Raw genomic sequence first — 26,600 nt, 5'->3', positions numbered from 1 at the left:
CCATGAGCCACTCCCACTCCCCCACCCCGCCCGCGGCAGACCGCGGCCAGCGGCTGAGTGATGTCCTGGCCCACGCGGGCCACCTGCTGCCGGCCCAGGGCCCCATTGGCGTGTTCGTGCACCACAACACGCTGCACGCCTTCCAGCACCTGCCCTTCCACGAGGCGCTGGCCACCGCAAGCGCCACCTTCGAGACCGAGGCCTACCTTCCCGAGTCGCGCTACCGCGAGCTGTACCGGCGCGGTCGCATCACCGACGAGGATCTAAAGGCAGCCCTGGCTGAGCGTGAGGCGCAAGAGACCCAGGCGAACATGGCGCCTGCTTCGCTCTCCAATATAGAGCTGGAGTTGCTGGCCCTGCTCCACCCACTGCCCGAGGAGACGGCCGCATCCCTGCGCTGGCGCCTGGCTGAGCTCTCCGCCTCGTACCGGCTCCGTCCCGACGTGCCGGAGGCAGCGCGCCAGCGGCTGCTCAAGCACTCCACCGCGGGGCTGCGTCAGTGGATGAGGCGCGTGGGGCGGGATTGGACGATGACCGACCTGGCAGTGGCCCTGCTGGAGCCCTCGATGGAGGAGGCCATCCGCGCCGCCGCCGCCGAGCCGCGCCGTGCCATGGCCCCACAGGCCGCCCTGCGCCGGCTGGGCATCCCCGACACGCTGGCCGCCGCCTACGTTGAGCAGGTGAAGGCCCGGCTCAGCGGGGGGACGACAGTGCTCACCGTGGAAGGCTGGCTGGGCGCCGAGGCGACACTCGCCGTGGATGCCCTGGCCGCGGTCTTCGGTGGAGACGGGAGCCACTCCTCGCTGCGCGAGCGCCTGGAGCGGCAGCCGGAGACCTTCGCGGTGAGCGCCCTCTGGTCAGCCTGCCGCATGCCGCTGCTGCCGGCGAAGGCCCGGAAAGAAGAGAAGCTGGAGAAGGAAGAGGTGCGCAGCCACCGAGAGGTGCTGCGGACGGCGACCGGGGAGGACGTGAACGAGCTCGTCAACCCCCACCTCATCCGGGCCTGCTCGGCCTTCCTGGACGAGGGCGTGTCGCACTGGAACATGCCGAACCGCGAGCACGGCCTGTACGCCGCATGGAGCGCCCTCAAGCGCACCGGACTCGGCGTACTGCCGGACTGGCTCGAGGGCCTGGAAGAGGAGCTGGAGCAGCTCGCGCAGGCGGGGAGCTCCCCGCGCGACGTGGTGCTCGCCGCGCTCGACGAGCTCGGTGTGCCCGAGACGCAGTGGGAGCCCTACCTGACCCGGGTGTTGCTCGCGCTGCCCGGCTGGGCCGGCATGTTCAACCGGCTGGAGACCAACCCCGCGGACCGGCCCGCTGGCTCGCCTCCCGCGCGGCTTATGGACTTCCTCGCCGTCCGCCTGACGCTGGAGCGCTACGCGCTGCGCTCGGTGGCCCGGCGGCGTCTCGACTACCGCGGCCCTCTGTCGGGGCTGATGGAGCACGCGCGGCGCGTGGCAGCCCACCAGCCCGCGGCGCTGGAGCGCCCGGCCGAGGAGGGCAGCTGGCGTCTCTTCCAGCTCCTGCAGCTCGCGGGGCTCTCGGCGATGGAGGTCACCGACTTCCCGCTGCCCCGACGCCAGGCCCTGCTCGCGTGGCTGGAGACCTTCGACGCGCAGGCGCGCCGCCGCGTGTGGCAGGAGGCCTACGAGCACCACTACCGGATGGAGATCCTCCAGGGCCTCGCACAGAACCGGCTCCGCCCGGAGTCTGCGCGCACGGTGAGCGCGCCGCGCTTCCAGGCCATCTTCTGCATCGATGACCGCGAGGAGGCCATCCGCCGGCACTTCGAGGAGCTCGATCCGCGGCACGACACCTTCGGCCTCGCGGGCTTCTTCGGCGTGGCCATCGACTACCGGGGCCTGGACGACGAGAGCCATGCCGCGCTCTGCCCGGTGGTCGTCACCCCCGCGCACGTGGTGGAGGAGCACCCCCATCCGGAGCACGGACACCAGGCCGAGGCCCGCGCGCGGCTGCGCGCCCTGTGGGCCCGCTTCGATCACTGGCTGCACAATGGCACGCACGCGCTGGAGCTCGGCTGGCTGCTGACACCGTTGCTGGGCCTGCTCTCCGCGCTGCTGCTGCCCCTGCACATCTTCTTCCCGCGCTCCGTGCCACAGGCGCGTCGGGCGCTCGCCGCGAAGATGCTGCCCACCCCGCGCACGCGGCTGACGAGCCTGCGCGAGCAGGCGGAGAGCGCCGCCGCGGCCGCCGTCACCGAGAAGGCGCGGGGCTTCACCATCGCCGAGAAGGCGGCGCGGGTGGCCACCTCGCTGGAGAACCTGGGCCTGGTGGACGGCTTCGGCAGGCTGGTGGTGGTGCTGGGACATGGCGCGGTGAGCGTCAACAACCCGCACCAGTCCGCCTATGACTGCGGCGCCTGCGGTGGCCGCCACGGTGGTCCCAACGCGCGCCTCTTCGCGGAGATGGCCAACCGGCCCGAGGTGCGGGCGAAGCTGCGCGAGCGCGGCATCCACATCCCCGACACCACCTGGTTCATTGGCGGACAGCACAACACCACCACCGACGAGGTGGTGCTCTACGAGACGGACGCCGTGCCCGAGTCCCTGCGCGGCGAGCTGGCCGAGCTGCGCAAGGCCCTGGACACCGCGCGCACCCTCTCCGCGCACGAGCGCTGCCGGCGCTTCGAGTCCGCTCCGCTCAGCCTCTCCCCGGCCGCGGCGCTGCGGCACGTGGAGGAGCGCGCGGCGGATCTCAGCCAGGCCCGTCCCGAGCTCGGCCATGTCACCAACGCCTCCTGCATCGTGGGCCGCCGCTCCCTCACCCGTGGCCTCTTCCTGGACCGGCGCGCCTTCCTCGTCTCGTACGATCCGACGCGCGACGCCACCGGCTCCATCCTCGAGCGCATCCTGCTGGCCGCGGGTCCCGTGGGCGCCGGCATCAACCTGGAGTACTACTTCTCCTGCATCGACAACGACCGCTACGGCAGCGGCACCAAGCTGCCCCACAACCTCACCGGCCTGCTCGGGGTGATGGATGGGGTGGAGAGCGACCTGCGCACGGGGCTGCCGCGGCAGATGATCGAAATCCACGAGCCGGTGCGCCTGCTCATCGTCGTGGAAGCGAGCGTGGCGGTGCTCTCGGGCATCTACGAGCGCCAGCCCGGCCTCCGCGAGCTCATCGGCAACGAGTGGGTGCAGCTGGTGAGCGTGGATCCGGTGACGGGCGAGCAGCAACGCTTCACGCCCCGGGGCTTCCAGCCGGTCACCCCACCCCGGAAGCCACTGCCGGTGGTGGCCGCCTCGCCCGAGTGGTACCGCGGGCAGCGAGACTTCCTGCCCCCGGCGCTGATCGACCTTTTCCAGGGACGCCCGGCCGCCACGCGCCGCGTCCCCACCTCTTCTGGAGAGTCCGTCCATGTCGCGCATTGAAGTCCTCGAGGTGGGGTGGCTCGCGGCCACCGTACCGCTCTGGCCCCTGCTGGCCTTCCTGCTCCTGGGAGGCGTGATGCTCGTGCACCGCGCGCCCCGAGAGCGCACGGTGGTGCGGTGGGTGTTGGGAGCGCTGTGGTTGTCGCTGGGCTGCTCGGTGGTGACGGCGGCCAGCCTGCTGCTGCACCACCAGGACGTCCTGGAGGTGGAGGTGGGCCGGTGGTTCTCCGCCGGCGACTACAGCTTCATGGTGTCGTTCTTCGTCGACCGGCTGTCGGTGACGATGATGGTGCTGACCAGCGCCATCACCCTGTTCATCGGTCGGTTCTCGGTGAACTACCTGCACCGCGAGCCCGGCTTCGCGCGCTTCTTCCTGCTGCTGGCGTTGTTCGCCACGGGGATGTTGTTGCTGGTGGAGAGCGGCAGCATTGACCTGCTCTTCGTGGGCTGGGAGCTGGTGGGCCTCACGTCGGCGCTGCTCATCGGCTTCTTCCACGAGCGGGCGACGCCGGTGCGCTCGGGGCTGAGGGCCTTCACCATCTACCGCCTGTGTGACATGGGCCTGCTGGTGGCCGTGGTGCTGCTGCACCACTTCGCGGGATCGGCCGAGTGGGCGGACGCGCTCGGGGATCGGCCCTGGCCGGGCCCGGCGGTGACGCTGGGCGTGGTGCCTGCCACGGTGCTGGGGCTGTGCCTGATGGTGGCGGCCATGGGGAAGTCGGCGCAGCTGCCCTTCAGCAGTTGGCTGCCTCGCGCCATGGAGGGTCCCACGCCCTCGAGCGCCCTCTTCTATGGAGCGCTCTCGGTGCACGCGGGCCTGTACCTGCTGCTGCGCGCGGAGCCGTTGCTGGAGCACGCACCGGTGGTTCGTATGGCGCTGGTGGGGGTGGGTCTGCTGACGGCCATGCACGCCACGCTGGTGTGGCGCGTGCAGACGGACGTGAAGAGCTCGCTGGCATATGGCGTCCTCACGCAGGTGGGCCTGATGTTCGCGGAGGTGGGCCTGGGGCTGTACCGGCTGGCGCTGGTGCACCTGGTGGCGCACGCCTGCCTGCGGTGCCTGCAGCTGCTGCGGGCTCCGTCGGCGCTGCGCGAGGTACAGGCTCGGCGCGCGGCCCTGCGCGCGGCGAAGCCTCCCACCGTTGCGGTGGCGCACCAGGTCCTGCCCGAGGGAGTGCTGCGGCGCTTCTATCGCCTGGCCCTCGATCGCTTCGGGCTGGAGGTGCTGTACGCGCGGTGGGTGACCGGTCCGCTGCTCCGGGTGGGCCAGGGGATGGACAGGGCGGAGCGGCGTTGGGTGGGCGCGCTGAGCGGGTGGATGCCGAGCAACGAGCCGGCCCTTCCCCCGCAGCAGCCCGAGATGAGGCCCGCGGAGCAATCGTCGGGCGGTCAGTCGACAGGAGCCTTGTGATGCGGACCCTTCCTCTTCTTTCGATGTTGGTGGTGCTGCCAGTGCTGGGCGCGGTGGCGCTGCGGTGGGTGCGGCAGCCCGCGCGAGCCCGTCAGGCGGCTACGGGCGTGGCGACACTCACCCTGGCCCTGACAGCCGCCGCGGTGCTCCTCTTCCGGAGCGAGCAGCAAGGACCCCAGTTGCTGGAGTCGTGGTTCCGGGTGCCATGGCTCGGCATGGTGTTCACGCTGGGCGTGGACGGGGCAAGCGTGCTGGCGCTGCCGCTCAGCGCGCTGATCACCCTCGGGTTGATGGCCGGCCCGCGGCAGGCGCTGGACCGAAGCACGCTCGTCGTGCTGCTGCTCACCGAGAGCGCAACGCTGGGCTTCTTCTGCGCGCAGGACCTGGCGCTGATGCTTGCCTTCTTCATGGCCATGTTGGTGCCGCTGGGCGTGCTCGTCTCCCGCAGTGCGAAAGCCCAGCCGGAAGCGCGAGCGCTGCGCACCTTCCGGACCTACATGCTCGCGAGCACGCTGCCGCTGCTCGTCGCCACGGCGATGGTGGGTGTGGTGGGCTGGCGCGCGGGGGTAGAGACGCCGTTCGTCCTGACGGAGCTGCTCGCGCGCGGAGTGCCGGCCCCGTGGCAGCAGCTCCTCTTCGGGCTGCTGCTGTTGGCCGTGGGCGTGCGCATGGCCGTCGTGCCCTTCCATTCGTGGCTGCCCGTCCTGATGGCGCGGGGTCCCTTCGGGCTGAGCCTGCTGGTGAACGTGCACGCGGGGCTGTACCTGCTGGTGCGCGTGGTGATGCCGCTGCTGCCAACGCAGTGGACCCATGCCGAGCCGCTGCTGGGAGCGCTGGGCCTGGGCGGCGCGCTGTATGGCGCGGTGCTGGCGCTGGCACAGGTGGACCTGCGGCGCATGGTGGGCTTCCTGCTGGTGAGCCAGTCGGGCCTGATGCTGGCTGGGCTCGCGATGGACAACACCCAGAGCATCGCCGGGACACTGCTTCAGAGTGTGGCCGCGGGCATCGCGTTCACGGGGCTGATGCTGGTGGTGCGAGCCATCGAGGTGCGCACCGGCACCACGGACATGACGCGGCTGGGCGGGCTCGTGCGCCGCAGCCCGCGCATGGCGGCCTTCTTCTTCCTGCTGGGCTTCGCCAGCCTGGGCTTTCCAGGCACGCTGAGCTTCGTGGGCGAGGACCTCCTGCTCCATGGCATCCTCGAGGCCCACCCGCTGGTGGCGCTGCCCCTGCTGCTGACCACCGCCATCAACGGCATCACCCTCTTCCGCTCCTTCCAGCGCACCTTCCTCGGAGCGCCAGCCCACGGACACGCGACGACGCTGGAGACCGTGGAGGACCTGCTGCCGCGTGAGCGGTGGGCAGCGCTTGGGATGGTGGCGCTGGTGTTCGTGGGCGGGCTGATGCCCGGGCCGCTGCTGCGCCTGCGCGAGTCCCAGGTGCAGTCGCTGGTGGAGCGCGTGGCCCCGATCCAGCCGGGAGGAGCCCACGCCGAGCGGTAAACCGACGAAGGCCGCCGCCCCTCCTCTTCGGGGTGCGGCGGCAGCGGCGCTCAACGACGCTCAGCGACTCAGGGCTGAGCCGGGCCCTGATGGAACGTGTAGCCAAGGCCACCCGCCCCCGCAGCGAACCGTGCCGCGCGCACCGTGTTCTCCATCAGCGCCGCCACGGTGATGGGGCCCACGCCACCCGGGACGGGAGTAATGGCCGACGCGATCTCACTCACCGGCTCGAAGTCCGCGTCACCCACCAGCTTGCCCGACTCCGTCACCCGCGTGGCCACGTCGATGAAGACCACTCCCGGCTTGAGCATCTCGCGCGTGATGCGGTAGTCCGCGCGGCCCACCGCCGTCACGACGATGTCCGCCTTCGCGAGCGCCTCCTCCTGGATGTCCTTGGAGACGTGGCGGTGGAGCCAGGTCACCGAGGCATCACAGATGCGTCCGCCGAGCATCAGCATGATGGGCTTGGAGGTGATGTCGTTGCGCCCGATGACAACCGCGCGCTTGCCGCGCGTCTCGATGCGGTAGTAGTCCATCAGCCGCTTCACGGCCAGCGCGGTGGACGGCAGGAACGTGAGGCGGCGCGTCCGCGCCCGGTACAGCTCGGCCACCGTGCCGGCGGCGATGCCGTCCACATCCTTCTCGGGCGGAATGGCGTCCAGGACGTCGAACTTGTCGATGGGATCCGCCCCGCCGCTCGCGTCCGGGTCTTCGATCTGCCGCGGGAGCGGGAGCTGCACGAGCACGCCGTGTACGTCCTTCGAGGCTCCAATCCGCGCCACCTCGTTGCGGAGCGCGGCGGGCCCGATGTCCGACCTGAGCAGGACGTGCTGTGCTCGCATCCCCAGCCGCTCGCAGGACTGGATCTTCCGGCCCACGTACCGGGTCGAGGCGGGATCGTCTCCCACCTGGACCACGACCAGGCTTGGAGTCGTACCGTGGCGAGCCTTCAGCTCGTCGATCTCAGGCATCAGCCGCCGCTCGATTTCCTCCACCACCGGTTTTCCGTACAGGAGCACAGCCATCGTCTGTTCACCTCGCGTGATGGCGCTGCCTATACCGGGCTACTGGGTGTCGACGCCAGCGCTGATCGTCCGGCCTTCCCGAAGTCAACTCGGATGACGCGGCTGCTGTCCACGGCGGGTCATTTTGGTATGGCACCCGGCCAGGAGGAAGGGAACATGCGATTTGGAAGCAGACTCATCGGCATGCTCGTGCTGCTCCTGGCGAGTGGCTGTGCCCACAAGCTCGCGACCGAGAACAAGGGTCGCGAACTGAAGAATGAAGGCCCGGTTATCGCGGATACGAAGAGCGGCCAGGTGCGCGGGGCCCTCTCCGAAGGCATCCGCGTCTTCAAGGGAATTCCGTACGGCGGGCCTACGTCGGGGAAGAACCGCTTCATGCCGCCGGTGCCGGCCGAGCCGTGGAGCGGCGTCCGGGATGCGCTCGAGTACGGCCCTCGCTGTGCCCAGCGCAGTGCCATCGGCACGGCGGTCGCGCGCGAGGTCGTGGCGGCGCTCGTCACGCCCGACAACCCGGCCATCAGCGAGGACTGCCTGTTCGTCAACGTCTGGACCCCCGGCGTGGCGGATGGCAGCAAGCGCCCGGTCATGGTCTGGATTCACGGCGGCGGCTTCGTGGAGGGCTCCGGCTCGGCCGCCCTCTATGACGGAACAGCGCTCGCCCGGCGCGGTGACGTGGTGGTGGTCACGCTCAACCACCGGCTCGGGGCGCTGGGGTACCTGTACACGGGCGGAGCCAACACGACGTCGGGCAATGCCGGCATGCTGGACATCGTCGCGGCGCTCCAGTGGGTGCGCGACAACATCGCCGCGTTCGGCGGGGACCCCGGCAACGTCACGATCTTCGGCGAGTCGGGCGGAGGCATGAAGGTAACGCTCGTGATGGCCATGCCGGAGGCGAAGGGGCTGTTCCACAAGGCCATCAGCCAGAGCGGTGCGCTCGTGCGCGCGTTGCAGCCGGAGCAGGCGGCCGCGCAAGCAGGACAGCTGATGAGCGAGCTCGGGCTCAAGTCCGGAGACCTCGAGGCGCTGCAGAACCTCCCCGTGGAGAAGGTGCTCGATGCCCAGAGCGTGGTCCTGAAGAAGAACCAGGGGACGTTCACCTTCAACTCGCCCTTCACCCCCGTGGCGGATGGACGCGTCCTGCCCGGCAATCCGTTCGACCCGGCGGCCCCCACCCTCTCGGCCGATGTGCCGCTGTTGATCGGCAGCAACAGGGACGAGATGACGCTGTTCCTCTACGGGCTCCCGGGGTTCATGACCGACGGCATGGCGCGCTCGGGCATGGGACGGTTGGCGGGTGACGCGAAGGATCAGGTCTTCGAGCACTACCGCGGCCGCATGCCGGAGGTCTCGGCCAAGGACGTACTCATCTCCGCGGGTAGCGACATGTTCCGGGCGTCGTCGCTCCTGGTCGCGGATCGCAAGGTGGCCCAGGGGGCCGCACCCGTCTACGTCTACCTGTTCACCTGGGAGACGCCGGTCCTCGAGGGGCGGCTCAAGGCCACGCACGCGCTCGATATTCCCTTCGTCTTCGACAACGCCGACCTGGTCCCCAGCTTCACCGGAAAGGACCCCGAGCGCTTCAAGCTGGCCGAGCAGATGAGCTCAACGTGGGTTGCCTTCGCACGCACGGGCAACCCGAATCACCCCGGACTGCCCGAGTGGCCGGCCTACACCACCGAGCAGCGCGCCACCCTGATCTTCGACCTCCCGCCCCGGATCGAGAATGATCCAAGGCGCGAGGAGCGCGTGCTCTGGCACAGCCTCTTCACGAAGTAGGCGGAGCGAAGCCGCCTGAGAAACGGAGCGCCTCCGCCGCAGCGGGAAGGAGGCGCTCCGTTGCTCTCAGGGCACCAAGGAAATACGGCCCAGAGAGGGCGCGGTCAGCGGCCTGTGGGCGCGCAGGTAGACCTCGAGGGCGTCCACGTCGATGAGACCGGTGCGCAGGTCCTTCCCCTCGGTGAGCGCCGTGAGACCATCACCGCCGGCGGCCATGAAGTTGTTCGTCGTGACCCGGTACTCCGCCGCCATGTCGAGGGGCACGCCATTGAGGGTGATGGAGGCGGGATCCACCTTGTTCCCCGGGGGAGCCGACGCACTCCAGGCGAAGGAGAAGCCCTCGGAGGGCTGCAGGATCGAAGGACTGCCATTCGCCGGGAACTGCTGCTCCAGGACCCTTTCGATCTGCGCGCCGGTGAGCGTCAGCGTCACCAGGCTGTTGGCGAAGGGCTGCACCGTGAAGACCTCACCATAGGTGATGTCCCCCGCGTCGATGTCCGCGCGAACACCGCCCGGGTTCATGAGGGCGATGACGGCGCCCCCCGTCCCCGGGTCGCGAGTCGCCGCCAGCATCGCGTCCGCGACGACGTTGCCAAGCACGGACTCACCCGAGCTGTTCGCCGGGAGAGGACGCACGGGGGCAGACAGCACCACCGGAGTATTGCCAATGACCTTGTTCCGCAGCGGCGCGGCCTTGGTGACGTAGTCGTTCACCAGCGTCTCCACGGTGGTGTCCGCGGTTTCACGCGTGACGATGACGTTGTTCGCGCTCGTCTCCACCACGTCGCCCGAGGCCGCATCCAGGACGAGATCGATGTCCGTGACGAGGCGCCCGTTGCTGGCCGCGCTGGTCACACGCTTGCCATTGATGACGCAGTTGTACGCCTGATGGGTGTGGCCGGAGACGACCAGATCCACCTCCGGGCTGAACCGGTTGACGATGTCCACGATGGGACCGGAGATCCCCGGGCACTCATTGTACCGACCCGCGGGCGACCCACCCTCGTGCAGCACCACCACGACAGCCTTGACGCCCTGCTGATTCAACTCCGGGATGAGCGCGTTGACGGTGTCCGCCTCGTCCTGGAACGACAGCCCCGCCACACCGGTGGGGCTCACAATCAGGGGAGTGCCCTCCAGCGTCATCCCGATGAAGGCCACCTTCACTCCGTCGAACTCGCGGATGTCATAGGCCGGCAGGAGCGTCCGCCTCGAAGTGGTATCCGTGAAGACGTTGGCGGAGAGGAACTTGAACTTCGCGCCGCCGAACGGCGTGCCGTCCTGGCACCCATCCACCGGATGGCAGCCGCCGGACTGCATGCGCAGCAGCTCGCCGAAGCCCTCGTCGAACTCGTGATTGCCCACGGAGTTGATGTCCAGGCCGATCTGGTTCATTGCCTCGATCGTGGGCTCGTCATGGAAGAGCGCGGACACCAGCGGAGAGGCTCCGATCAGATCGCCCGCGGACACAACCACCGTATTGGGATTCTCCGCCCGAAGCTGCGAGATGTGGTGCGCGAGGAACGCCGCACCGCCCGCATTCACAGTTTTGGACGGCTCCGTCTCGATACGGCCGTTGCTGCCCGTGGGAGCCTCCAGGTTCCCGTGAAAATCGTTGATGGCCAGGACCTGGACACGAACCTGGCGGTTCTGAGGCTCCGGCTCATCCCCCTTGCAGCCGGAGTCGAGGACGAGCAGAGAGCCAGAGAACAGGGCTCCGAGCAGCAGGAGGGATTTGGTGCGCTTCGGGTGACGAGTGAACGAAGGGGTCAGGAGGTGCATGGCAGGAGGGACGTAGCCGAAAATCCCTCCCCACGGAACGACGCCCGAGGTGACGATGGGGCCACCCCCCACCCTGGTGGAGTTGTGGAACGAAAATCATCAGGCGCCTTGACGCAGGAACGTTGCTTGCCCTCGAGGCGTGAGGAGCCCTAGGGACGCGTCCGCCATGTCCTCCCATCAGATGCCCCTGATGTTCGTCCGCCATGCGGCGGCCGAGGATCACCACCGCCTGGGTGATGAGTACCGCCCCCTCTCCATGGAGGGCCGTGCCAGCTTCCGCCCCCATGCGCGCAAGCTGGCGCGCCTCACGCCCATGGCGGGAATCGTCACCAGCCCCCTGGTGCGCGCAGTCCAAACCGCGGAGATCCTCGCCGAGGCCTTCGGCCTGAACCATGTGGAGGTCAGCGGAGAGCTGAGGCCCCGCTCTAACGCCCACAAGCGCATCCTCCACCTGGCGCGAGAGCTGGGAGCGGGCTGGATGCTGGTGGGCCACAACCCCGCGCTCGCCCGCGCAAGCGCGCTTGCCCTGGAGCTGGACGAGCTGCCGAGCAAGCTTCGCAAGGGGACCGTGCTCGCGCTCTACCCCGAAGGCAAGCGCTTCTCCCTGGCGTGGATGGCGGCACCCGGCCGCTATCTCCTGCGCCCCGGCGAGCTCGAGGCCGGGTAGGTCGAGGCGAGGCGCTTGCTAGGCAAGGAGGCGCCTGCGTTCACGCAACTGGCACATCCCTCCACGTCCCCAACCGGGAGGGCGAGCTTACCTCTGGCCCAAGCCCGCTGGAGGAAAGCCTGTGCGACCCATCTCCCCGTCGTCCATCCGGAACCGCCCCCGCCGCATCCCTCTCCTCTGGGTGATGTTGCCGGCGTTGGGGCACGCCGCGACAACGGAGGGAGGCGGCCAGGGAGCTGCCGGGCCAGAGCCCTTTCAGATCGCCATGGGGTTGATCGCAGGGCTCGTGCTCTTCCTGTTCGGCGTCTCGCGTCTGGCGCTGGCGTTGAAGGCGCTCGCGGCGGAGCCGGCCAAACGCCTGTTGGGGAAGTTCACCCGCAACCGCTTCGCCGGGGTCCTCACCGGGACCGCGGCCACGACCCTGTTGGACTCGTCATCGGTGACCATCATCATGGTCATCGCCCTGGTCGACGCGGGCCTCATCAGCTTCGTCCAGTCACTGGGGGTGGTGCTGGGCTCGAACATCGGAACCACGTTCGGCGCGGAGCTCGTCGCCTTCCAAATCAGCAAGTACGCCCCCGTGGGCCTCGCGGCGGGAGCGCTGCTCCTCGCCTTAGGCCGAAGCGAGCGGTGGAAGAATGCGGGGTGGGTGGTGTTCGGGATGGGGCTCTTGTTCTTCGGGCTGGACCTCATCGAGGAGACCATGACCCCGTTCAAGAACCATCCCCCCTTCCTGAGGTGGATGCAGGAGCTGGGAAAGAACCCGATCCAGGGGGCGGCCGTGGGGGCGCTGTTCACCATGCTCATCCAGTCCTCATCGGGGACCATGGCCATTGTCGTGACGCTGGCCAGCCAGGGCCTCATCTCTCTGCCCGCGGGCGTCGCGATCATGCTCGGAGCGGAGCTCGGGACGGTGTCGGACACGCTCATCGCCACGATTGGGCGCAGCCGTCAGGCCATCCGCACGGGGGTGTTTCACTTCCTCTTCAACCTCATTACCGCCACCCTGGGCGTCCTCTGTGCGTCGCAGCTCGTGAGCCTGTCCCGGTGGATTTCGGGCGACGCCAACGTGGGCCGGCAGATCGCCAACGCCCAGGTGCTCTTCAATGTCCTGGGCGTCCTCCTGTTCATCGGCTTTGTGCCCCTCATCGCTCGCGCGCTGAAGGTGCTAATTCCTGACCGGCGGACGGACGTCGCCGAGGGCCTGAATCAAGGAGCGGCCGGCGTGTCGCCATAGGCCTCCACCTCATAGATGGAATAGCCATACCCCGAGCTTCGCTTCGTCCCGTAAATCCTCAAGAACCGGCCGGTGGCGGAGAGGCCCGTGAGGTCATCCACTCCGCCATCTCCAGACACCACCGAGGCCACGGGGGTCCACGTGGAGGCATCATTGGAGACCTGGAGCTGGTAATCCTTGCCGTAGGCCGTCTCCCAATTGATTTTCACCCTCGAGATCTTCTTCGAGGAGCCAAAATCAAGCACGAGGTACTGCGGATCAGCAAAGGCACTGCTCCACCGGGTGCTCAAGCTCCCGTCGATGGCCTTCTCCGGACCCGTGCCACTGTTCTCACTGGACGAAGACATGGCCAGGACAGGGCTCAACCGGCCATTCTGTGAGCCAGACGGCAGGCTGACATACAACTGCCCCAGCTCCGTCAACTGGCCCGAAGCACCGAGCAGGTTGATGTTCGGGATCTCGTTGTTCCGCCCGGAGAACCAGGCGTAACGGAAGACAGCGGGCTCGTTCTCCAGGTAGTTGACCGCGTCGGTCATGTACTTCTTCTGCACGGCCAGGGTGATTTGATCGTGCGGCATGTCCCCGCAGGCGAACTCAGTCAGCCAGATGGGCTTGTTGTATTTCTTGAAACGGCCGATGTACCACTGGAGTGCACTGAGATCGCACGCGTACCAATGGACAGCGATGTAATCCACCTTGCAGTTCACGCAGGCGGCGAAGAACGCATCCAGGTAGGCCACCGGGTCGGAGTAGGTCACCCCGCCCTCCGACACACACTCTCCGCAGTAATTGACGGCGGGTGACACCAGCTTCAGGTTCCTGCGGCGGGCCACTTCTTCCAGGATGGGCCAGAGCGCCGCGGCCTGGCTGGGCGTCTTGTTGGCCTGCCACCGGAAGTTGGGCTCATTGAAGCCCAGCAGGTACTGGGCCCCCGCGGGAATGGCGGCCGCCAGCTGATCCGCGTTCGGCGTTCCGCCCCAGACCATGGGCACGAAGGAGACGCCCAGGGAGGCATAGACGTTGGCGGCTCCCGCATCCGGCGTGGAAGCCCAGTTGTACCACCAGCTCATACCCGCGGAGAGGGCCTTCATGTCTTCCGCGGAGTGATACCCATAGGCAACGCCCCTTTTGGGGCTCCGCGTCTGGGCTTGCGCGGGCTGGCTGGCCAGGAACATCCACAACAGGACGGCGAATCCACCTCGGAGAACGGCGGGCATGGCTTGACTCACTTTCACAGGAACAGGGATTCCATGTAAACCATGCTTCTATACTCACACCGGGTCCACGTTCCAGCACGGTGAGTCAGTGTCATCTACCAGACCGTCTCCCCCATGATTGGAGCAGCATTGGCGCTGCCTAGAATGGAGCCGTCGCTGACCAGAGTCCTTCGCGCCATCCGAGGGGAGAACGCATGCCCGTCACCTTCGATGATTCACTCTGGCCGCTGCTCACCATCCGTTACGTGGGGACCATGTCGGATATGGAGTACGAGGAGAGCCTCAGCCGGCTCTCCAGCTTCCTCCATCGACGGGAGCCGTTCTTCTTCATCATCGACACGAGCCGCTCCGGCACGCCGAACAACTCGCAGCGCCAGCGGCAGGTGGAGTGGAGCCGGGCCCACGAGGGGCTGGAACGAACGTGGGGGCGAGGAACGGCCTTCATCGTCACCTCGCCCTTTGTGCGGGCGGCCATGAGCCTCTTCTTCCATGTACGCCCCCCGGGTACACCCTATGTCATCACCTCGGACATGGGCTCAGCGCTGGCATGGATTCTGGCCCGGATGGAGGCAACCGGCTTCACGGAGGAGGCCGCGCGCGTGCGCCACCAGTTCGGCTCGCACTCCCAGCACATCGGTTGAGCGCTGGGCGTGTGAGCGGACTCAGGCGGGGACCACCTCCACGGGGAGCGTCGTGAGCCCACGGACCTGGATGGAAGGAATCCACCGCAGCGGCTCCTGCTTGCGCGACAGGCCTCGGATGCGCGGCAGCAGCGCTTCCAGCGCCACGCGTGCCTCCAGCCGGGCCAGCGCCGCGCCCAAGCAGAAGTGGGCCCCATGACCGAAGGGCAGATTGCCCTGCCCCTCGCGCCCGAGGAGGAACTTCTCCGCGTTGGGGACGTACGCCTCGTCCCGGCAGGCCGCGCCCATGAGAATGACGAGCAGGGAGTGCCGGGGTAGCCGCACCCCACCCAGCTCTGTCTCCTCCAGGGTCAACCGGAAGGTGGCCTTCCCGGGTGTCTCGTAACGCATCACCTCCTCGATGAACGAGGGCACCAGGGCCGGCTCCGCGCGCAGGCGCTCCAGCAGCTCGGGCATGTCCGCCAGCAGCATCACGGCGTTGCCCAGCAGGTTCACCGTCGTCTCCAACCCGGCCGCCAGGAGCAGGAAGAGGAAGGACACCAACTCCTTGTCCGTGAGCGCCTCGCCATCCACCCGGGCCTGGACGAGCCCCCCCACCATGTCATCGCTCGGCTCGCGGCGGCGCGCTTCCACCACGTCGCGCAGGTAGTGCTCCATCTCCTGGAGGGTGTGGCGGATGCGCTGCTGGCCCTCGAGGTCGGAGTCGGCGGTGGCACTGATGAATGCGAGCTGATCGGACCAGTGCTTGAAGCGCGAGTGGAGCGAGGCATCCAACCCCAGCAGGTGGCCGATGGCCGCGGCGGGCAGCGGCAGGGCCATCGCGGGAATGAAGTCCACCGAGCGCTCCGCGATCAGGGCGCTGACGAGCTTCTCGGAGGTCGCGCGGAGCATCGGCTCGAGTCGGGCCACGGTGGAAGTGCCGAAGGCGCGGCTGACGAGCGCTCGGGCCCGCCCATGATGGGGCGCGTCCATCACCATGAGGGAGTGGGCCATGGGGTTGTAGCCCAGCCAGGAAGGCTCCATCAGGCGCTGGAGCCCCGACGAGGAGAAGACCTGGGGGTTCTTGAAGACGTGTATGACATCGGCGTAGCGCGTGACGGCCCACAAGCCCCCCGGCTCCACCTGGCTGACAGGCGCATCGCGCCGCAGCTTCGCGTAGTACGGGTAGGGATTGGCCAAGACTTCGGGATGCACCAGGTTCAATCGCTCACTCATTGCGTCGTTGCTCTTCCTCTCGGGGAATGGCGCCGCATGCTAGGGGACAAAGGGAGGGGGCTCCAGCGTTGCACGGAGCGCCAGTTCGTGGCGGAGTACCGGACATGCCTATCGAATTCACCGTGCGCAAGGAGATCGCCGCACCACCGGACCGGGTCTTCGCCGTGATGAAGGACCTGGATGCCATGGGAAAGTGGATGCCGAGTTTCGTAAGCATCGAGAAACTCACCCCAGGCCGATTCGGCATCGGGACGAAGTGGCGCGAGACCCGGCGCATGTTCGGAAGAACCGCCAGTGAGCTGTTCGAGGTCACCGGCTACGAGCCCGGCAAGTTGCTGGAGCTGTACGTGGATGGGACCCAGGGCAGCTCGAGGCGCGGGCACTATCGCTACCGGCACCTGCTTGAGCCCTCGGGCGAGAAGACCACCGTGACCCTGGCCGCGGAGATCGGCGGAATGGGGGCCCTCATGGAGCTGCTCGGCCGCTTCATGGTGGGCACCTTCAAGAAGGCCATCGCATCGGACCTGGATGCGATGGCGCGCTACATCGAGGGCTCAAAGCAGGGCTGAGCACGCGGTGTCGCGTGGATCAGCCGCGACGGAGCAGGGTCGCGCCGGCCGCGGCCAGTACGAACAACAGCACCGGTGCGCCTCCGGTGGAGGAGCAGCCCCCGCCGGGCTCATCCTCGTCGCCCGGCTCATCACCCGTGCCCGCATCGGGAGAGCCCGTGCCCGCGTCAGGCCCCGCCGCGCTGCCGGTGACCGTCACGGTCAATCCCGCGGTCGCGGAACGGTCCTTCGTGATGTCACCATCCCCGTTCGTCGAGTTGCCGGCGCCGAAGAGATTGACGGTCCCCGCGGTCGGGGGAGCCACCAGCGAGAAGTCGAAGCGGACCTCATTCTCGCTGAAGGCTTTGGGCGCGGAATGGGTGAGCTCACCGCCCACCCGCTTCAAGCCCGTTCCCTGCACCAACATCGCCTGTGCGTTGTCCACGGCGATATTCACTCCCCCCATCTTCGCGGCCCCACCCCGGATGATGAGCGAGTACTGACCCGTCGCGCCCGCAGCGAGCGACTCGGGACCAGAGAACTCAACCGAGGGGGCGATCCCCCCCGTATGACAATTGTTACAGGTCTGGCCGTTCTTGCCTGAGTGCCCGGTGAGACCGGCGCTGTTCGCGAAAACCGGAGTGGAGAGCAGACACACCGAGAACACGCCTGCGATACCGAACAGAGAGAACCTCATGCGACCTCCATGGAAAGGTCGTGTTTCTAACCCGGCAAACGCTCAGCAGTCAGCGATGCACTCGCGCGGCGCATGCCCGGACAGCAGCGGCGCCTGTACCGTGCGCCCAGAGTCATGAACGAAAGGGGGGCGCCGCATGAGCACATGGCAAAAAACCCTGGACACCGTCCAACAGCTGGCGCGGAGCAAAGAGATTGAACAATTCCGCATCGACGCCGCCGACTTTCTCTCCGCACGAGAACGAGGTGAGGCGGCCGGCACGCGCATCGAACAGATGAGCGCCACGCTCGAGGACTCCGCGGAGATCGTCAATCGCAGCTTCCCCCAGCACGACGCGACCTCGGGCCAATACACCAACGTCATCTCCCCCATCGTCATCCCCAAGGACCACCGCTCGTATCTCTGGGTCGCCGTGGTCGTCGGATTGCTGCTCCTCGGGCTCATCGGCGCACGCTCGACCGCGGCGCTCGATGACGCGCTCGGCACCAGCCAGCTCTCGACGGCGTTGTTCGGGCCGCACTACTGGCTGGTGTTGCTCGGCTACGCGGCCTTCAACCTGTGGCGCAACAGCTTCGTCAAGGTTCCCGATGGCTGCCAGGCGCTGATCACCCGATTCGGCAAGCTCGAGGAGATCGCAGGGCCGGGACGCAAGACCCTGCTCAACCCCTGGAAGCGGGTCAGCTACATCGTCAACACCACGCGCGAGTACCCTTACAACGCGCCCATCCGCGAGGCGCCTACCGCGGAGCGCGTCAACGCCTCGGTGGACCTGTTCCTCCAGTTCAAGATCGAGGATCCCGCCCAGTTCATCTTCGCGCTGGGCGGCTCCAAGGGCTTCTCCGAGAAGCTGCAGAACGCCATCAGCGAGGTCACCCGCGCCCTCATCTACGAGCAGAAGGCCGAGGACATCTATGACCTGATTGGCGAGAGCACCCAGTCGCTGCTCGAAAACCTGAACCAGCAGTTCCTGCCCGCCGTCCGCTTCGTGAACGCCAACATCACCCATGCGGAGCCGTCGAGCCAGGAGTACCGGATGGACCTGGCCGCGCCGGAGATGGTGCGTGTCGCCAAGGAGGCCTACACCTGGCAGTACGAGCTGAAGCTGCGCAAGGAGCAGGACGAGGGTGAGCTCAACAAGGAGCTCGCCTCGCTCCAGGAGACGCTCTCGGCCATCCGCGCGGAGATCGCCACCCATCAGGCGCAGATCGACACCGCGCGCGACAAGGAGATCCACCGCGCCAACGCCTACGCGCGCCAGTTGCTGAGTGAGGCCGAGAGCGCGGCCAAGGCCAACGCGGCCCTGCTCGAGGCGCAAGCGCTCGACATCCGCGCCGTCAGCGGGGCCTCCTATCCGGAGATCCTCCAGTACCGCTTCCAGCAGGACGTCCTCGACAAGCTCGAGTCGGTCTCCGGGCATCTGCCGCAGATCGTCGACATCGGCGTGGACGTGGACCAGCGGATCGACTTCCTCGAGACGGCGCGGCACATGCTCGGCATCAACGATCAAGCGCTCTATAGCGACGCGGACCTCCAGGCGATCCGCGCCCGGACACGGGAGATCCAGGCGCGCATCCAGGAGCGCGACAAGCAACTCCAAGAACTCATGGCCGGAGCCCGTGTCGACGAGGCGGCTCCAGGAGGTCAGGTATGACGGCGACCCTCGTGAGGACGCAGCAGTTCTCGAGAATCAAAGAGGCCGTTGCCACCTGGGGCCGAATCCGGCAGCTCCTGCGCTCAGGCGAGGAGGGCCAGGTTGTCCCGGTGGTCATCCCACGCGACCGACGCCGCTACGGCTGGCTGGCCTTGGTGGCGCTGGCCCTCTACCTGGCGGGCGTGGCGATCTTCACGGAGCTCGGGGCACTCCGCGCCCTGGCGGGCTTTGGCTCCTTCTGCATGCTCGTGCTCGGGCTGCTCTGGCTCTGGCGTGGCGCCATTGTGGAGATTGAACAGGGCACGACGGGCATCCTCTCGCGCTACGGGGAGATCGTTGGCACGCTGACGCCCGGGCGGCACTACCTCTGGTGGCCCTGGGAGAAGGTCGAGGCTGTGGTCGATACCTCGACAGAGGTCCCCTACACCGCGCCCGTGCTGGCCTGTCCCACCAAGGAAAACGTGCCGCTCAAGGCCATCGAGTTCTTCCTCAAGTTCAGGATCGAGGAGCCCATCGCCTTCGTGCGCAACATTGGCGCCAGCAACTTCGACATGGTGCTCAGCAGCGCCGTGCAGGACGCCATCCGCCAACGCAGCCGCCTGGTTCAGACCGAGCGGGCCTATGATCTGCGGGGCAGCGACGTGGGGGACATGCAGGCCCATCTGAACCGACAGATGGCTCGCTATGGCGTGCGGATCATCGGCGCCAACATCCCTGACGTGCAGCTCCCCGACCAATACCAGCAGCACCTGGCAACCCGCGAGAAGGTCGCCAAGGAGCTGGAGGCCTACGCACGCGAGTGGGAGCTGATCCGCAAGCAGCGCACCGACAGCCTGCTGATGGAGATCGAGCGAGCCAAGAAGGTGCGGGATGCCCGAGTGGTTGAAGTCAAAGCAGCAACCAACAAGGCGCGCGAGGACGTCGCCCGCATGCTGCAGGAGAAGGAGACCGAGGCCCAGCGCGTGCGTTGGGAGATTGAGGCGCGCGGCCGAGCAACGCTCAAGGAGGCGGAGAACGAAGCCCGCGGGCTGCAACACCTGGGCAGGTCCTACCAGGACAACCGGGCCGTGCTGCAGTACCAGCTTGCGCTGCGACGACTGAAGGTCGCGGAGACCCTGATGCGCCACGCACCAAGGCCCGTCGTCGTGCGCAGCGGGGGCGGCGAGCAGTCAGCGCTCTCCACGCTGGTGCTCGCCCAGATGCTGCCGAAGCTCATCACCCCAAGCCCGTCCCCGCCTGGGAATGGACATGCCGACGGTCATGACCTGACCCCAGGTGAGCCGGCACCTGCTGGGCACTGAGCTCCGCGGCGCCTCCTTTCCAGACCGCGGCGTGCGCCCTCGCGAACGCCTCGAAGGAGCGGGGCTCACGGCCGGTCACCCGCAGGACGGTCTGGGTCACGCGGCCATCAGCGCCTTGCCGGATGGCCTCTTCGAGCTGGGCGAGGAGCGCGGCGTAACGCTCCGGAATCCCCGCCTCCATCATGTGCTTCTGGACTCCCTCCGAATCCACATGCACGTGCCGCATCGGGCGACCCGCCACCTGGGAGAGCACGGCGGCGATGTCGTCGTAGCTCAACGCCTGGGGGCCGGTGATGACATGCGCGGTGTTATGGGGCTGTTCATCGGCGAGCGCCCGGACACCCACCTCCGCGATGTCCCGAGCATCGACGAACCCGACGCGGCCCTCGCCCGTCGCCGTCACGAGCAGCCCCTCGCGCTTGAGACTGGCCCCCTGGTGGTGCCGCTCATTCACGAAGTTCTGCATGAACCAGGACGGCTGGAGCACGGCCCACTCCGGCACGCGCTCGCGGAGGAAGCGGTGCACGGTCCCCAGCCCCGGGCTCCCTTCCGGGATGGCGGAGGAGCTCAACAGGACGACACGCCGGACACCGCGTTCCAAAGCGCGCTCGATGAACGGCACCATGAGGACGGAGGGGTCTTCGACCGCCAACGGGGAGATCAGGTACATCCGGTCCACACCGGCCAGCACGGCATCATGGGTGGACGTATCAGCCCAATCGAAGTGCACGTGCTCGGCGGTGCTGTCCGCGAGTCGGCTCTCTCTCGCCGCGGTACGGACGGTGAAGCCGAGCTCCACCAGACGCGAGGCAATGTGCCGGCCTGTGTTTCCCGTCGCCCCCGTGACGAGGACGCGGATGGACGCTTCATTTCGCGAAGTCTTCATGACGCATTCACCGCCTTGCGCAGGTTCTGCTCGTTCTCGAAGGCCTTGAGCCCCGGGACAGGGTTCCAGTACTCCCGGTACAGCACGATCCGTCCGTTCCGCGTCCTCACCTGCATGACGTAGTCCTGCTCGTACCCGCTGCCCGTGGCGGCGATGGTCGCCGTGCCGTGGGCCTCCGCGAGCGCGACGTCCGGGTCCGTCGTGACGTGGCGCTGGACATTCGAGAAGGTGAGCCCCACGAAGTGCTTCGGCGTGTCTTTGAAATACTGGCGGATCGCCTCCTTGCCCTCCAGGCGCTCCGGCAGGCCGAGCCCCTTCGCATAGGGGAACTCGACGACCGCGTCCTCGGCGAAGAGCTCGAACCAGCGCTCGATGTCCGTACCGATCAACGACAGATGTGCGTCCAAGATGTGGGCTGCATGACGAGGGGATGTCTGGGTTGCCATGAGTGGCTCCTGATTGAGATGGACGTAGAGTGCTCCTGGCGCTATGGACTCTCAATGCCAGTTCGTCCAAATGAATTAGTCGAGCGTCCAAGCCCCAGGGAGGGTCAGGTCGATGTCGTCTCGGACGTGCTCGAGACGATGCGGTTCTCCACGCTCCTCTTCGGCCGCGTCGAGCTCGCGGCGCCCTGGGCGATGCGCGTCCCGAAGAAGGAGACCTCGTCCTTCTACGTGGTGCCGCGAGGCAACATGAGGCTCAGGGTCGACGGCCTGGAGGCCCCCCTGCTCCTGTCGGCGGGAGACGTGGTGCTGGTGCCCCATGGCGCGGCGCACGTGGTCGACGATGGCTCCCGGCGTACCCTCGCGGCTCGGGACTTCATCCCCACGGAGCAGCTGCGCGGCCCCCTGATGACGCCTCCCCGGCTTGGCGGTGACGGCCCGGTCAGCACGCTCATCGTCGGTTGCTTCAAGTTCAACGCGGGCGCGCACAGCCCCCTGCTCAGCGCGTTTCCCCCCGCCATCCACATCCCCGCGCACGAGTCACAAGCCGCACCCTCTCTGGCCGCCACCGTGCAACTCATGGCCATGGAGAGCTCCACGCCGGGCCAGGGCAGCGCCATCGTCCTCGGACGGCTCGCCGATATCCTGCTCGTCCAGGCGCTCCGCCTGCGAGCGGCCACCCTCAGTGCCGAGGGAGCCGGGCTGCGGGCCCTGGCGGATCCCGCCATCGGTGCCGCGCTCGGATTGATCCATGGGAGGCTGGGTGAGGCCTGGACGGTGGAGAGCCTCGCGGCCTCGGTGGGGCTGTCACGCTCGGGGTTCGCGGCCCGCTTCCACGCGCTCGTGGGAGAGCCCCCGCTGCAGTACCTCGCCGGATGGAGGATGACGAAGGCCGCACAGTGGTTGCGCGAGTCGAACGACAGCATTCCCCAAGTCGCGGAGCGCGTGGGCTACGCCAGCGAGGTGGCCTTCCACAAGGCCTTCAAGCGATGGCATGGCGTTGGACCCGGGGCGTACAGGAGAGAACACGGGGCGAACCGTGGCCCCACTGTCCCTTCTGGCGACAACGAGCAGAGCGCCAGCTTGTGAAACAATGGCGACCATCGTGAAGACACTCCGCGCTCCCCTGCTCGCCTCGCTCCTGCTCGTGCCCATGGCCTCGGCGCACGCGGAGGAGGAACGCCCCACCCAGCCGGCGGCTCCAGCTCCCGTCGCTCGTGTGACCGAGACCACCCTGTCGGTGCTCGAGCCCATCGGGGAAGGTTGTGAGTGGGCCCAGCTCGAGGCCCTCACCTCCGCGCGCCGGGTCATCGCGAAGTTCGCGGTGGACTGTCAGGGCGCGGCGACCGCGTTGCGCCGAGATGGCAAACGCGGCGCGGTGCGGTTCTGGCGTGGCGGTGTCAGTCAGCCCGTGGTGGGCAGGCCCACGTTCCCCGAGAAATTCCCCTCCCCCGCGTTCCGAGACCGCCTGTTCCTCGTGGACGTGACCACGGGCGGCTCCGAAGAGCTCCCGCTGCCCCCCTCGGGCGAGCTCATCGAGTTCGGCTTTGATGGCGGGGGCCGACTGCTCGGGCTCAGCATCCAGAAGCCCACGCCTGACCAGGAGCGGGCGGGAGCAGTGGAGGTTGATGGGAACACGATCCGGCTCGACCTGGGCGGCAAGGGACGTCCACTGCTCGCCCACGCCTTCGCCTGGCAGGCCGGAACGTGGACCCGGCTGGACGTGAAGGCGACCACCGAAAGCTCCGGCACCGGCGTCCTCGCACTCCGCAAGGAGCTGGGTGAACGCTCGAGCCGCACGTTGGATCCGCGCTTCGCGCCCGAGGAAATTGAAGACGATGCGGTGCTCGACCAGCTGTATGCGTTCACCCCGGAGCAACCTGACGGCGAGTGGGTCCGGCTCGAGCGCGGCGGCCACACACTGGCGCTCTGGGGCACGCCCTTCGGCGATGAGCTGCTGGCGACGGGCCTGCTCCGGCGGGTGGAGAAAGGCAGGGCGATGCCACTCCCCAGCCTCGCCTTCCGCGAAAACGACCTGGTCAGCATTCAATCCCGAGGGCCGTTCCTGCTCATCTCGCTCGCCGACTCTGGCGGGCATGCGCGCATGTACCGAGGCAGGAAGCTCGTCTGGAGCTCGGAGAGCGCACGAGCGGTGACGTTCTGGCCCAAGTGAAGAACCCTCTCGAATGAGAGGGCCTCCACTCGCGTATTCCCCAGGAAGCGCATGGCTCTGGAGGAGGGACCGAGCGCTTCTCGGAGGCCCTCCCCGTGGATAGATCAATCCAGGGAGCAGAGGCGGACATGCGCAAGAGCATCCAGACAGCCACGATCGCAGCGGTGGTATGGGGAGCGGCGGGGACGGCCAGTGCCCAGCTGGGCGACTATTACCTCGAGCAGCCGCCCCTCGGCAGCTATCAGCTCCAGCAACCGCCTCTTGGCAGCTATCAGCTTCAACAGCCGCCTCTTGGCAGCTATCAACTCCAGCAGCCGCCCCTCGGCAGCTATCAGCTTCAACAGCCGCCCCTTGGCAGCTATCAGCTTCAACGGCCACTCACTCGCCGCTACGACATCCTGACGGATCCTCCTCGCGGCTATTACTTCGAGCAGACGCCGCTCGGCGGCTACTACCTCCAGCAGTTGCCCTATCGCGGCTATTACTTCGAGCAGACGCCGCTCGGCGGCTACTACCTCCACCAGACGCCTCTGGGCAGCTATTACCTCCCGCATCCGCCCGGCGGATACGACTACCTCCGATAACCCAACAGGGGTGTTCTCCACTGACAGCGTATTCCTCGGAGGAACGAGGCGCGATACACCTGGGGTCTCCATGGCAGAGACTCCGATGAACATCCCCACCGTCGACCTCACCGACCTCTCGTCGAACGACCCGGCCCGCGTCGAGCGCGCAGCAGCGGCCCTCCGGGAGGCCTTTGGTGTCTTCGGCCTCGTGTACGTGAAGAACCACGGCGTCGATGCCCAGGCACTCGCCCGCTTCTACGACGCGTTCGGCGAGTTCGTTGCCCGTCCGACGGAGGCCAAGCGGCCCTACGGCCGAGCGGACATCTGGTACCAGCGCGGCTGGACGCCTCCGAACACCGAGGTGGCCGTGGCGAGCAACGGGCAACCGGACTTCAAGGAGTGCTACTTCGCCGCGCCCTACCCGTCCGATGAGAGCTCGGCGCTCGAGTTCCCGAAGCTCTACCCCGAGAACGTATGGCCCCCCGATGCCCCGCCTTACTTCCAGGAGGGCCTCCTCTCGCTCGGCCGGTCGCTCCATGAGGCGGGACTCGCGCTCCTGCGAGGTGCCGCGGTGGCGCTCGGGCTGTCGGAGAGCACGTTCACGGACGTCTGCCAGCGGGCCCCCCACGTCACGCGCGCGCTGCAGTACCTGCCGCTCAGTGCCTCGCAGGTGAACACGGGCATCCTCTGGGGTGAGGAGCACACGGACTTCAATCTGCTCACGCTCCTGCCCGGTGGACGGTTCTTGGATCCGAAGGGACAGCCGGCCCAGGGGCCCGATGACAAGAGCGGCCTCTACCTCCGCACCCGCGCGACGCCTGAGGAGCCCAAGGGGCGCCTGGTGCGTGGGACTGCGCCGGCGGGGTGCATCGTCGCGCAGGTGGGCCAGCAGCTGGAGATCCTCACGGGCGGCACGTTCCTCGCGACCCCGCACGTCATCACCGCTCCCGGCGTGCCCGGCTGGCAGCGTCAGTCCGCCGCCCACTTCATGCACGTGCACACGAGCACGGTGCTCTTCCCGCTCTCGAAGTTCCGCACACCCGAGGCCATCCAGAACTACGCGCCTCCGGTGCTCGCGGGCACGTATGACATCAAGACCCTGGTCGACATCGGCCTGGCCCCCCCGAGCGCGCTCGACCAGCTCGGCTACCGCCACTACGACCGGCTCAACCGCATGCGCGCGGGGAGCTCGGAAGCGTAGAGAGGCCAGGCGCGTCCGGCCGGGCGCATGACCAAACCAGTAGGGCCGTGCTAGGACTTGGAGTATGCGCCCGAGCCCCCTCTCCCTGCTCCTCGCTCTGTCCCTGCTGACTGCCTGCAAGAGCCACAAGGAAGAGCCCGCTGCCACGCCCGCTCCGTCCAACGCCCCGAAGACGAAGATTGGACTCGTCCTGGGACTCGGGGGACGCGGGGACCAGTCCTTCAACGACTCAGCCCTGCGCGGGCTGGAGGTGTGGGCCTCGGGCGTGAAGTACGAGGAAGGCGGGTACAAGGACGTTCCCGCCCGCGAGCGCCAGGCCTCCATCCAGGAGTCGCTCGGACAGGACATGGCGCGGAGGAACCTCCAGGTGACGCCGCTCGGCATCACCCCCGTCGTCCTGCAGAGCCGAGTGGCCGAGGACTACGAGCCCAACCTGCAACTGCTGGTGGACCAGGGCGTGTCCCTGTCGCTCGCTGTGGGCTTCATGCTGGAGAACGCGGTGGAGGCGGCGGCGAAGCGCAACCCGGGCATGCGCTTCCTCCTCGTCGACAGCCCGCTGCTGTCCGCCCAGAACGAGCCGTACTCGCTGCCCAACGTTCGCACCGTCGTCTTCCGCGAGGAGGAGGGCTGCTACCTGGTGGGCGCACTGGCCGGGCTCGTGACGAAGACGGGCAAGGTGGGCTTCGTGGGCGGCATGGAGATTCCGCTCGTGAAGCGGTACGAGGCCGGCTTCCGCGCGGGCGTGGCCGCCACCAACCCCAAGGCCACCGTGGTGGTCAACTACACCGGCGGCTTCACCAACTTCGCCCTCGGCAAGCAGGTGGGGCAGGATCTGCTGACGAAGGACGCGGATGTCCTCTTCGCCGCCGCCGGAGTGGACGGCCTGGGTGCCATCCAGGCGGTGAAGGAGGCCCGCGATGAGGGCAAGTCCGTCTACGTCATCGGCGTGGATTCGGACCCGTCCCATCTGGCGCCCAAGGCGGTGCTGTCCGCCGTGGTGAAGCGCGTGGACCTGGTGGTGTACGAGGCCATTCGCGACCAGGTCCAGGGCCGCTTCCAGGGAGGAAACCTCTCCCTGGGCCTGCGCGAGGGCGGCATCACCTACGCCCCGGTGCGACTGGACTTCCCCGGCAAGGACGAAGCGGTGCGCAAGCTGGAGGAGCTGAAGGCGAAGGTCATCTCCGGCGACATCAAGGTGCCCACCCACCCGGATCAGCTCCGGGCAGCGGGCGAGACCACCGGCACCACCCCTTGAGCCACGCCCCT

The 26,600-nt window shown here is 67.8% G+C and carries 22 protein-coding genes; 15 read left to right on the top strand and 7 right to left on the bottom strand.

All coding sequences use genetic code 11. The features are described from left to right. Positions 1-2: 2 nt before the first annotated feature. From F0U60_RS15980 to F0U60_RS15970, 3 genes are read left to right on the top strand one after another with little or no spacing between them, the layout of a single operon-like run. A complete protein-coding gene (locus F0U60_RS15980; RefSeq protein ID WP_395820304.1) occupies positions 3-3,392 on the top strand; it encodes a YbcC family protein in 3,390 nt (1,129 codons plus the stop codon). Then, positions 3,379-4,803, top strand: coding sequence for an NADH-quinone oxidoreductase subunit L (locus F0U60_RS15975; RefSeq protein ID WP_395820302.1), 1,425 nt, complete (start codon positions 3,379-3,381; stop codon positions 4,801-4,803). The genes F0U60_RS15980 and F0U60_RS15975 overlap by 14 nt, the downstream gene beginning before the upstream one ends. Further along, positions 4,803-6,305, top strand: a complete 1,503-nt coding sequence (locus F0U60_RS15970; RefSeq protein WP_395820299.1) for a NuoM family protein — start codon at positions 4,803-4,805, stop codon at positions 6,303-6,305. The genes F0U60_RS15975 and F0U60_RS15970 overlap by 1 nt, the downstream gene beginning before the upstream one ends. Positions 6,306-6,373: 68 nt before the next feature. On the opposite strand, the gene F0U60_RS15965 is transcribed toward F0U60_RS15970, so the two are convergent. Next, positions 6,374-7,330, bottom strand: coding sequence for a bifunctional 5,10-methylenetetrahydrofolate dehydrogenase/5,10-methenyltetrahydrofolate cyclohydrolase (locus tag F0U60_RS15965; protein WP_395820296.1), 957 nt, complete (start codon positions 7,328-7,330; stop codon positions 6,374-6,376). A 156-nt stretch (positions 7,331-7,486) separates the two neighbouring features. Between F0U60_RS15965 and F0U60_RS15960 the strand changes: the two genes are divergently transcribed. Next, a complete protein-coding gene (locus tag F0U60_RS15960; RefSeq protein ID WP_395820294.1) occupies positions 7,487-9,109 on the top strand; it encodes a carboxylesterase/lipase family protein in 1,623 nt (540 codons plus the stop codon). A gap of 66 nt (positions 9,110-9,175) precedes the next feature. On the opposite strand, the gene F0U60_RS15955 is transcribed toward F0U60_RS15960, so the two are convergent. Further along, positions 9,176-10,891 carry a bifunctional metallophosphatase/5'-nucleotidase gene (locus F0U60_RS15955; protein WP_395820291.1) on the bottom strand — a complete coding sequence of 572 codons (1,716 nt, stop codon included), beginning with the start codon at positions 10,889-10,891 and terminating at the stop codon, positions 9,176-9,178. Positions 10,892-11,057: 166 nt separating this feature from the next. Between F0U60_RS15955 and F0U60_RS15950 the strand changes: the two genes are divergently transcribed. Beyond that, complete coding sequence (locus F0U60_RS15950) at positions 11,058-11,558, top strand: SixA phosphatase family protein (protein ID WP_395820288.1); 501 nt, start codon at positions 11,058-11,060, stop codon at positions 11,556-11,558. Between the two features lie 121 nt (positions 11,559-11,679). Further along, positions 11,680-12,795, top strand: a complete 1,116-nt coding sequence (locus F0U60_RS15945) for a Na/Pi cotransporter family protein (protein ID WP_395820285.1) — start codon at positions 11,680-11,682, stop codon at positions 12,793-12,795. Here the strand turns inward: F0U60_RS15945 and F0U60_RS15940 are convergent. Continuing rightward, positions 12,768-14,012 (bottom strand): glycosyl hydrolase, encoded by a 1,245-nt coding sequence (locus F0U60_RS15940; protein ID WP_395820281.1) that lies wholly within the window; start codon positions 14,010-14,012, stop codon positions 12,768-12,770. The two genes, F0U60_RS15945 and F0U60_RS15940, sit on opposite strands and share 28 nt — an antisense overlap. 194 nt (positions 14,013-14,206) lie before the next feature. Here F0U60_RS15940 and F0U60_RS15935 point away from each other — a divergent pair, with 194 nt between their 5' ends. Then, entirely contained in the window at positions 14,207-14,653 is a 447-nt protein-coding gene (locus tag F0U60_RS15935; RefSeq protein ID WP_395820278.1) for a hypothetical protein, read from the top strand. A 21-nt stretch (positions 14,654-14,674) separates the two neighbouring features. On the opposite strand, the gene F0U60_RS15930 is transcribed toward F0U60_RS15935, so the two are convergent. Further along, positions 14,675-15,868: a cytochrome P450 gene (locus tag F0U60_RS15930; protein WP_395820275.1), complete on the bottom strand. Its 1,194-nt coding sequence runs from the start codon at positions 15,866-15,868 to the stop codon at positions 14,675-14,677. Between the two features lie 104 nt (positions 15,869-15,972). Between F0U60_RS15930 and F0U60_RS15925 the strand changes: the two genes are divergently transcribed. Further along, positions 15,973-16,437: an SRPBCC family protein gene (locus tag F0U60_RS15925; RefSeq protein ID WP_395820272.1), complete on the top strand. Its 465-nt coding sequence runs from the start codon at positions 15,973-15,975 to the stop codon at positions 16,435-16,437. Between the two features lie 19 nt (positions 16,438-16,456). Here F0U60_RS15925 and F0U60_RS15920 read toward each other — a convergent pair whose 3' ends face one another. Beyond that, positions 16,457-17,113: an MXAN_6652 family MXYO-CTERM-anchored protein gene (locus tag F0U60_RS15920; RefSeq protein WP_395820269.1), complete on the bottom strand. Its 657-nt coding sequence runs from the start codon at positions 17,111-17,113 to the stop codon at positions 16,457-16,459. 136 nt (positions 17,114-17,249) lie between these two features. Between F0U60_RS15920 and F0U60_RS15915 the strand changes: the two genes are divergently transcribed. Together F0U60_RS15915 and F0U60_RS15910 are read left to right on the top strand one after the other, a co-directional pair. Further along, positions 17,250-18,764 carry an SPFH domain-containing protein gene (locus tag F0U60_RS15915; protein ID WP_395820267.1) on the top strand — a complete coding sequence of 505 codons (1,515 nt, stop codon included), beginning with the start codon at positions 17,250-17,252 and terminating at the stop codon, positions 18,762-18,764. Continuing rightward, positions 18,761-20,065 carry an SPFH domain-containing protein gene (locus tag F0U60_RS15910; protein ID WP_395820265.1) on the top strand — a complete coding sequence of 435 codons (1,305 nt, stop codon included), beginning with the start codon at positions 18,761-18,763 and terminating at the stop codon, positions 20,063-20,065. Before F0U60_RS15915 ends, F0U60_RS15910 begins: the two co-directional genes overlap by 4 nt. Here the strand turns inward: F0U60_RS15910 and F0U60_RS15905 are convergent. Both F0U60_RS15905 and F0U60_RS15900 read right to left on the bottom strand, forming a co-directional pair. Then, a complete protein-coding gene (locus F0U60_RS15905) occupies positions 19,980-20,951 on the bottom strand; it encodes an ergot alkaloid biosynthesis protein (protein ID WP_395820262.1) in 972 nt (323 codons plus the stop codon). The genes F0U60_RS15910 and F0U60_RS15905 overlap by 86 nt on opposite strands. Continuing rightward, complete coding sequence (locus F0U60_RS15900; RefSeq protein WP_395820259.1) at positions 20,948-21,397, bottom strand: nuclear transport factor 2 family protein; 450 nt, start codon at positions 21,395-21,397, stop codon at positions 20,948-20,950. Before F0U60_RS15900 ends, F0U60_RS15905 begins: the two co-directional genes overlap by 4 nt. An 18-nt stretch (positions 21,398-21,415) precedes the next feature. On the opposite strand from F0U60_RS15900, the gene F0U60_RS15895 reads away from it, so the two are divergent. The 5 genes from F0U60_RS15895 (at position 21,416) to F0U60_RS15875 (ending at position 26,589) form a co-directional block, all read left to right on the top strand. Beyond that, positions 21,416-22,483, top strand: a complete 1,068-nt coding sequence (locus F0U60_RS15895) for an AraC family transcriptional regulator (protein WP_395820257.1) — start codon at positions 21,416-21,418, stop codon at positions 22,481-22,483. 16 nt (positions 22,484-22,499) lie between these two features. Next, on the top strand, positions 22,500-23,567 hold the full coding sequence (locus tag F0U60_RS15890) for a hypothetical protein (RefSeq protein WP_395820254.1): 1,068 nt from the start codon (positions 22,500-22,502) through the stop codon (positions 23,565-23,567). 95 nt (positions 23,568-23,662) lie between these two features. Continuing rightward, positions 23,663-24,151, top strand: coding sequence for a hypothetical protein (locus F0U60_RS15885; RefSeq protein WP_395820251.1), 489 nt, complete (start codon positions 23,663-23,665; stop codon positions 24,149-24,151). 70 nt (positions 24,152-24,221) lie between these two features. After that, entirely contained in the window at positions 24,222-25,334 is a 1,113-nt protein-coding gene (locus F0U60_RS15880) for an isopenicillin N synthase family dioxygenase (protein ID WP_395820248.1), read from the top strand. Between the two features lie 64 nt (positions 25,335-25,398). After that, positions 25,399-26,589 (top strand): BMP family protein, encoded by a 1,191-nt coding sequence (locus F0U60_RS15875; RefSeq protein WP_395820245.1) that lies wholly within the window; start codon positions 25,399-25,401, stop codon positions 26,587-26,589. The last annotated feature ends 11 nt before the right edge of the window (positions 26,590-26,600 follow it).

The sequence above is a fragment of the Archangium minus genome, from assembly GCF_044360475.1.
GTDB lineage: Bacteria > Myxococcota > Myxococcia > Myxococcales > Myxococcaceae > Archangium > Archangium minus.
This window is presented reverse-complemented; position numbering and strand designations above follow the sequence as displayed.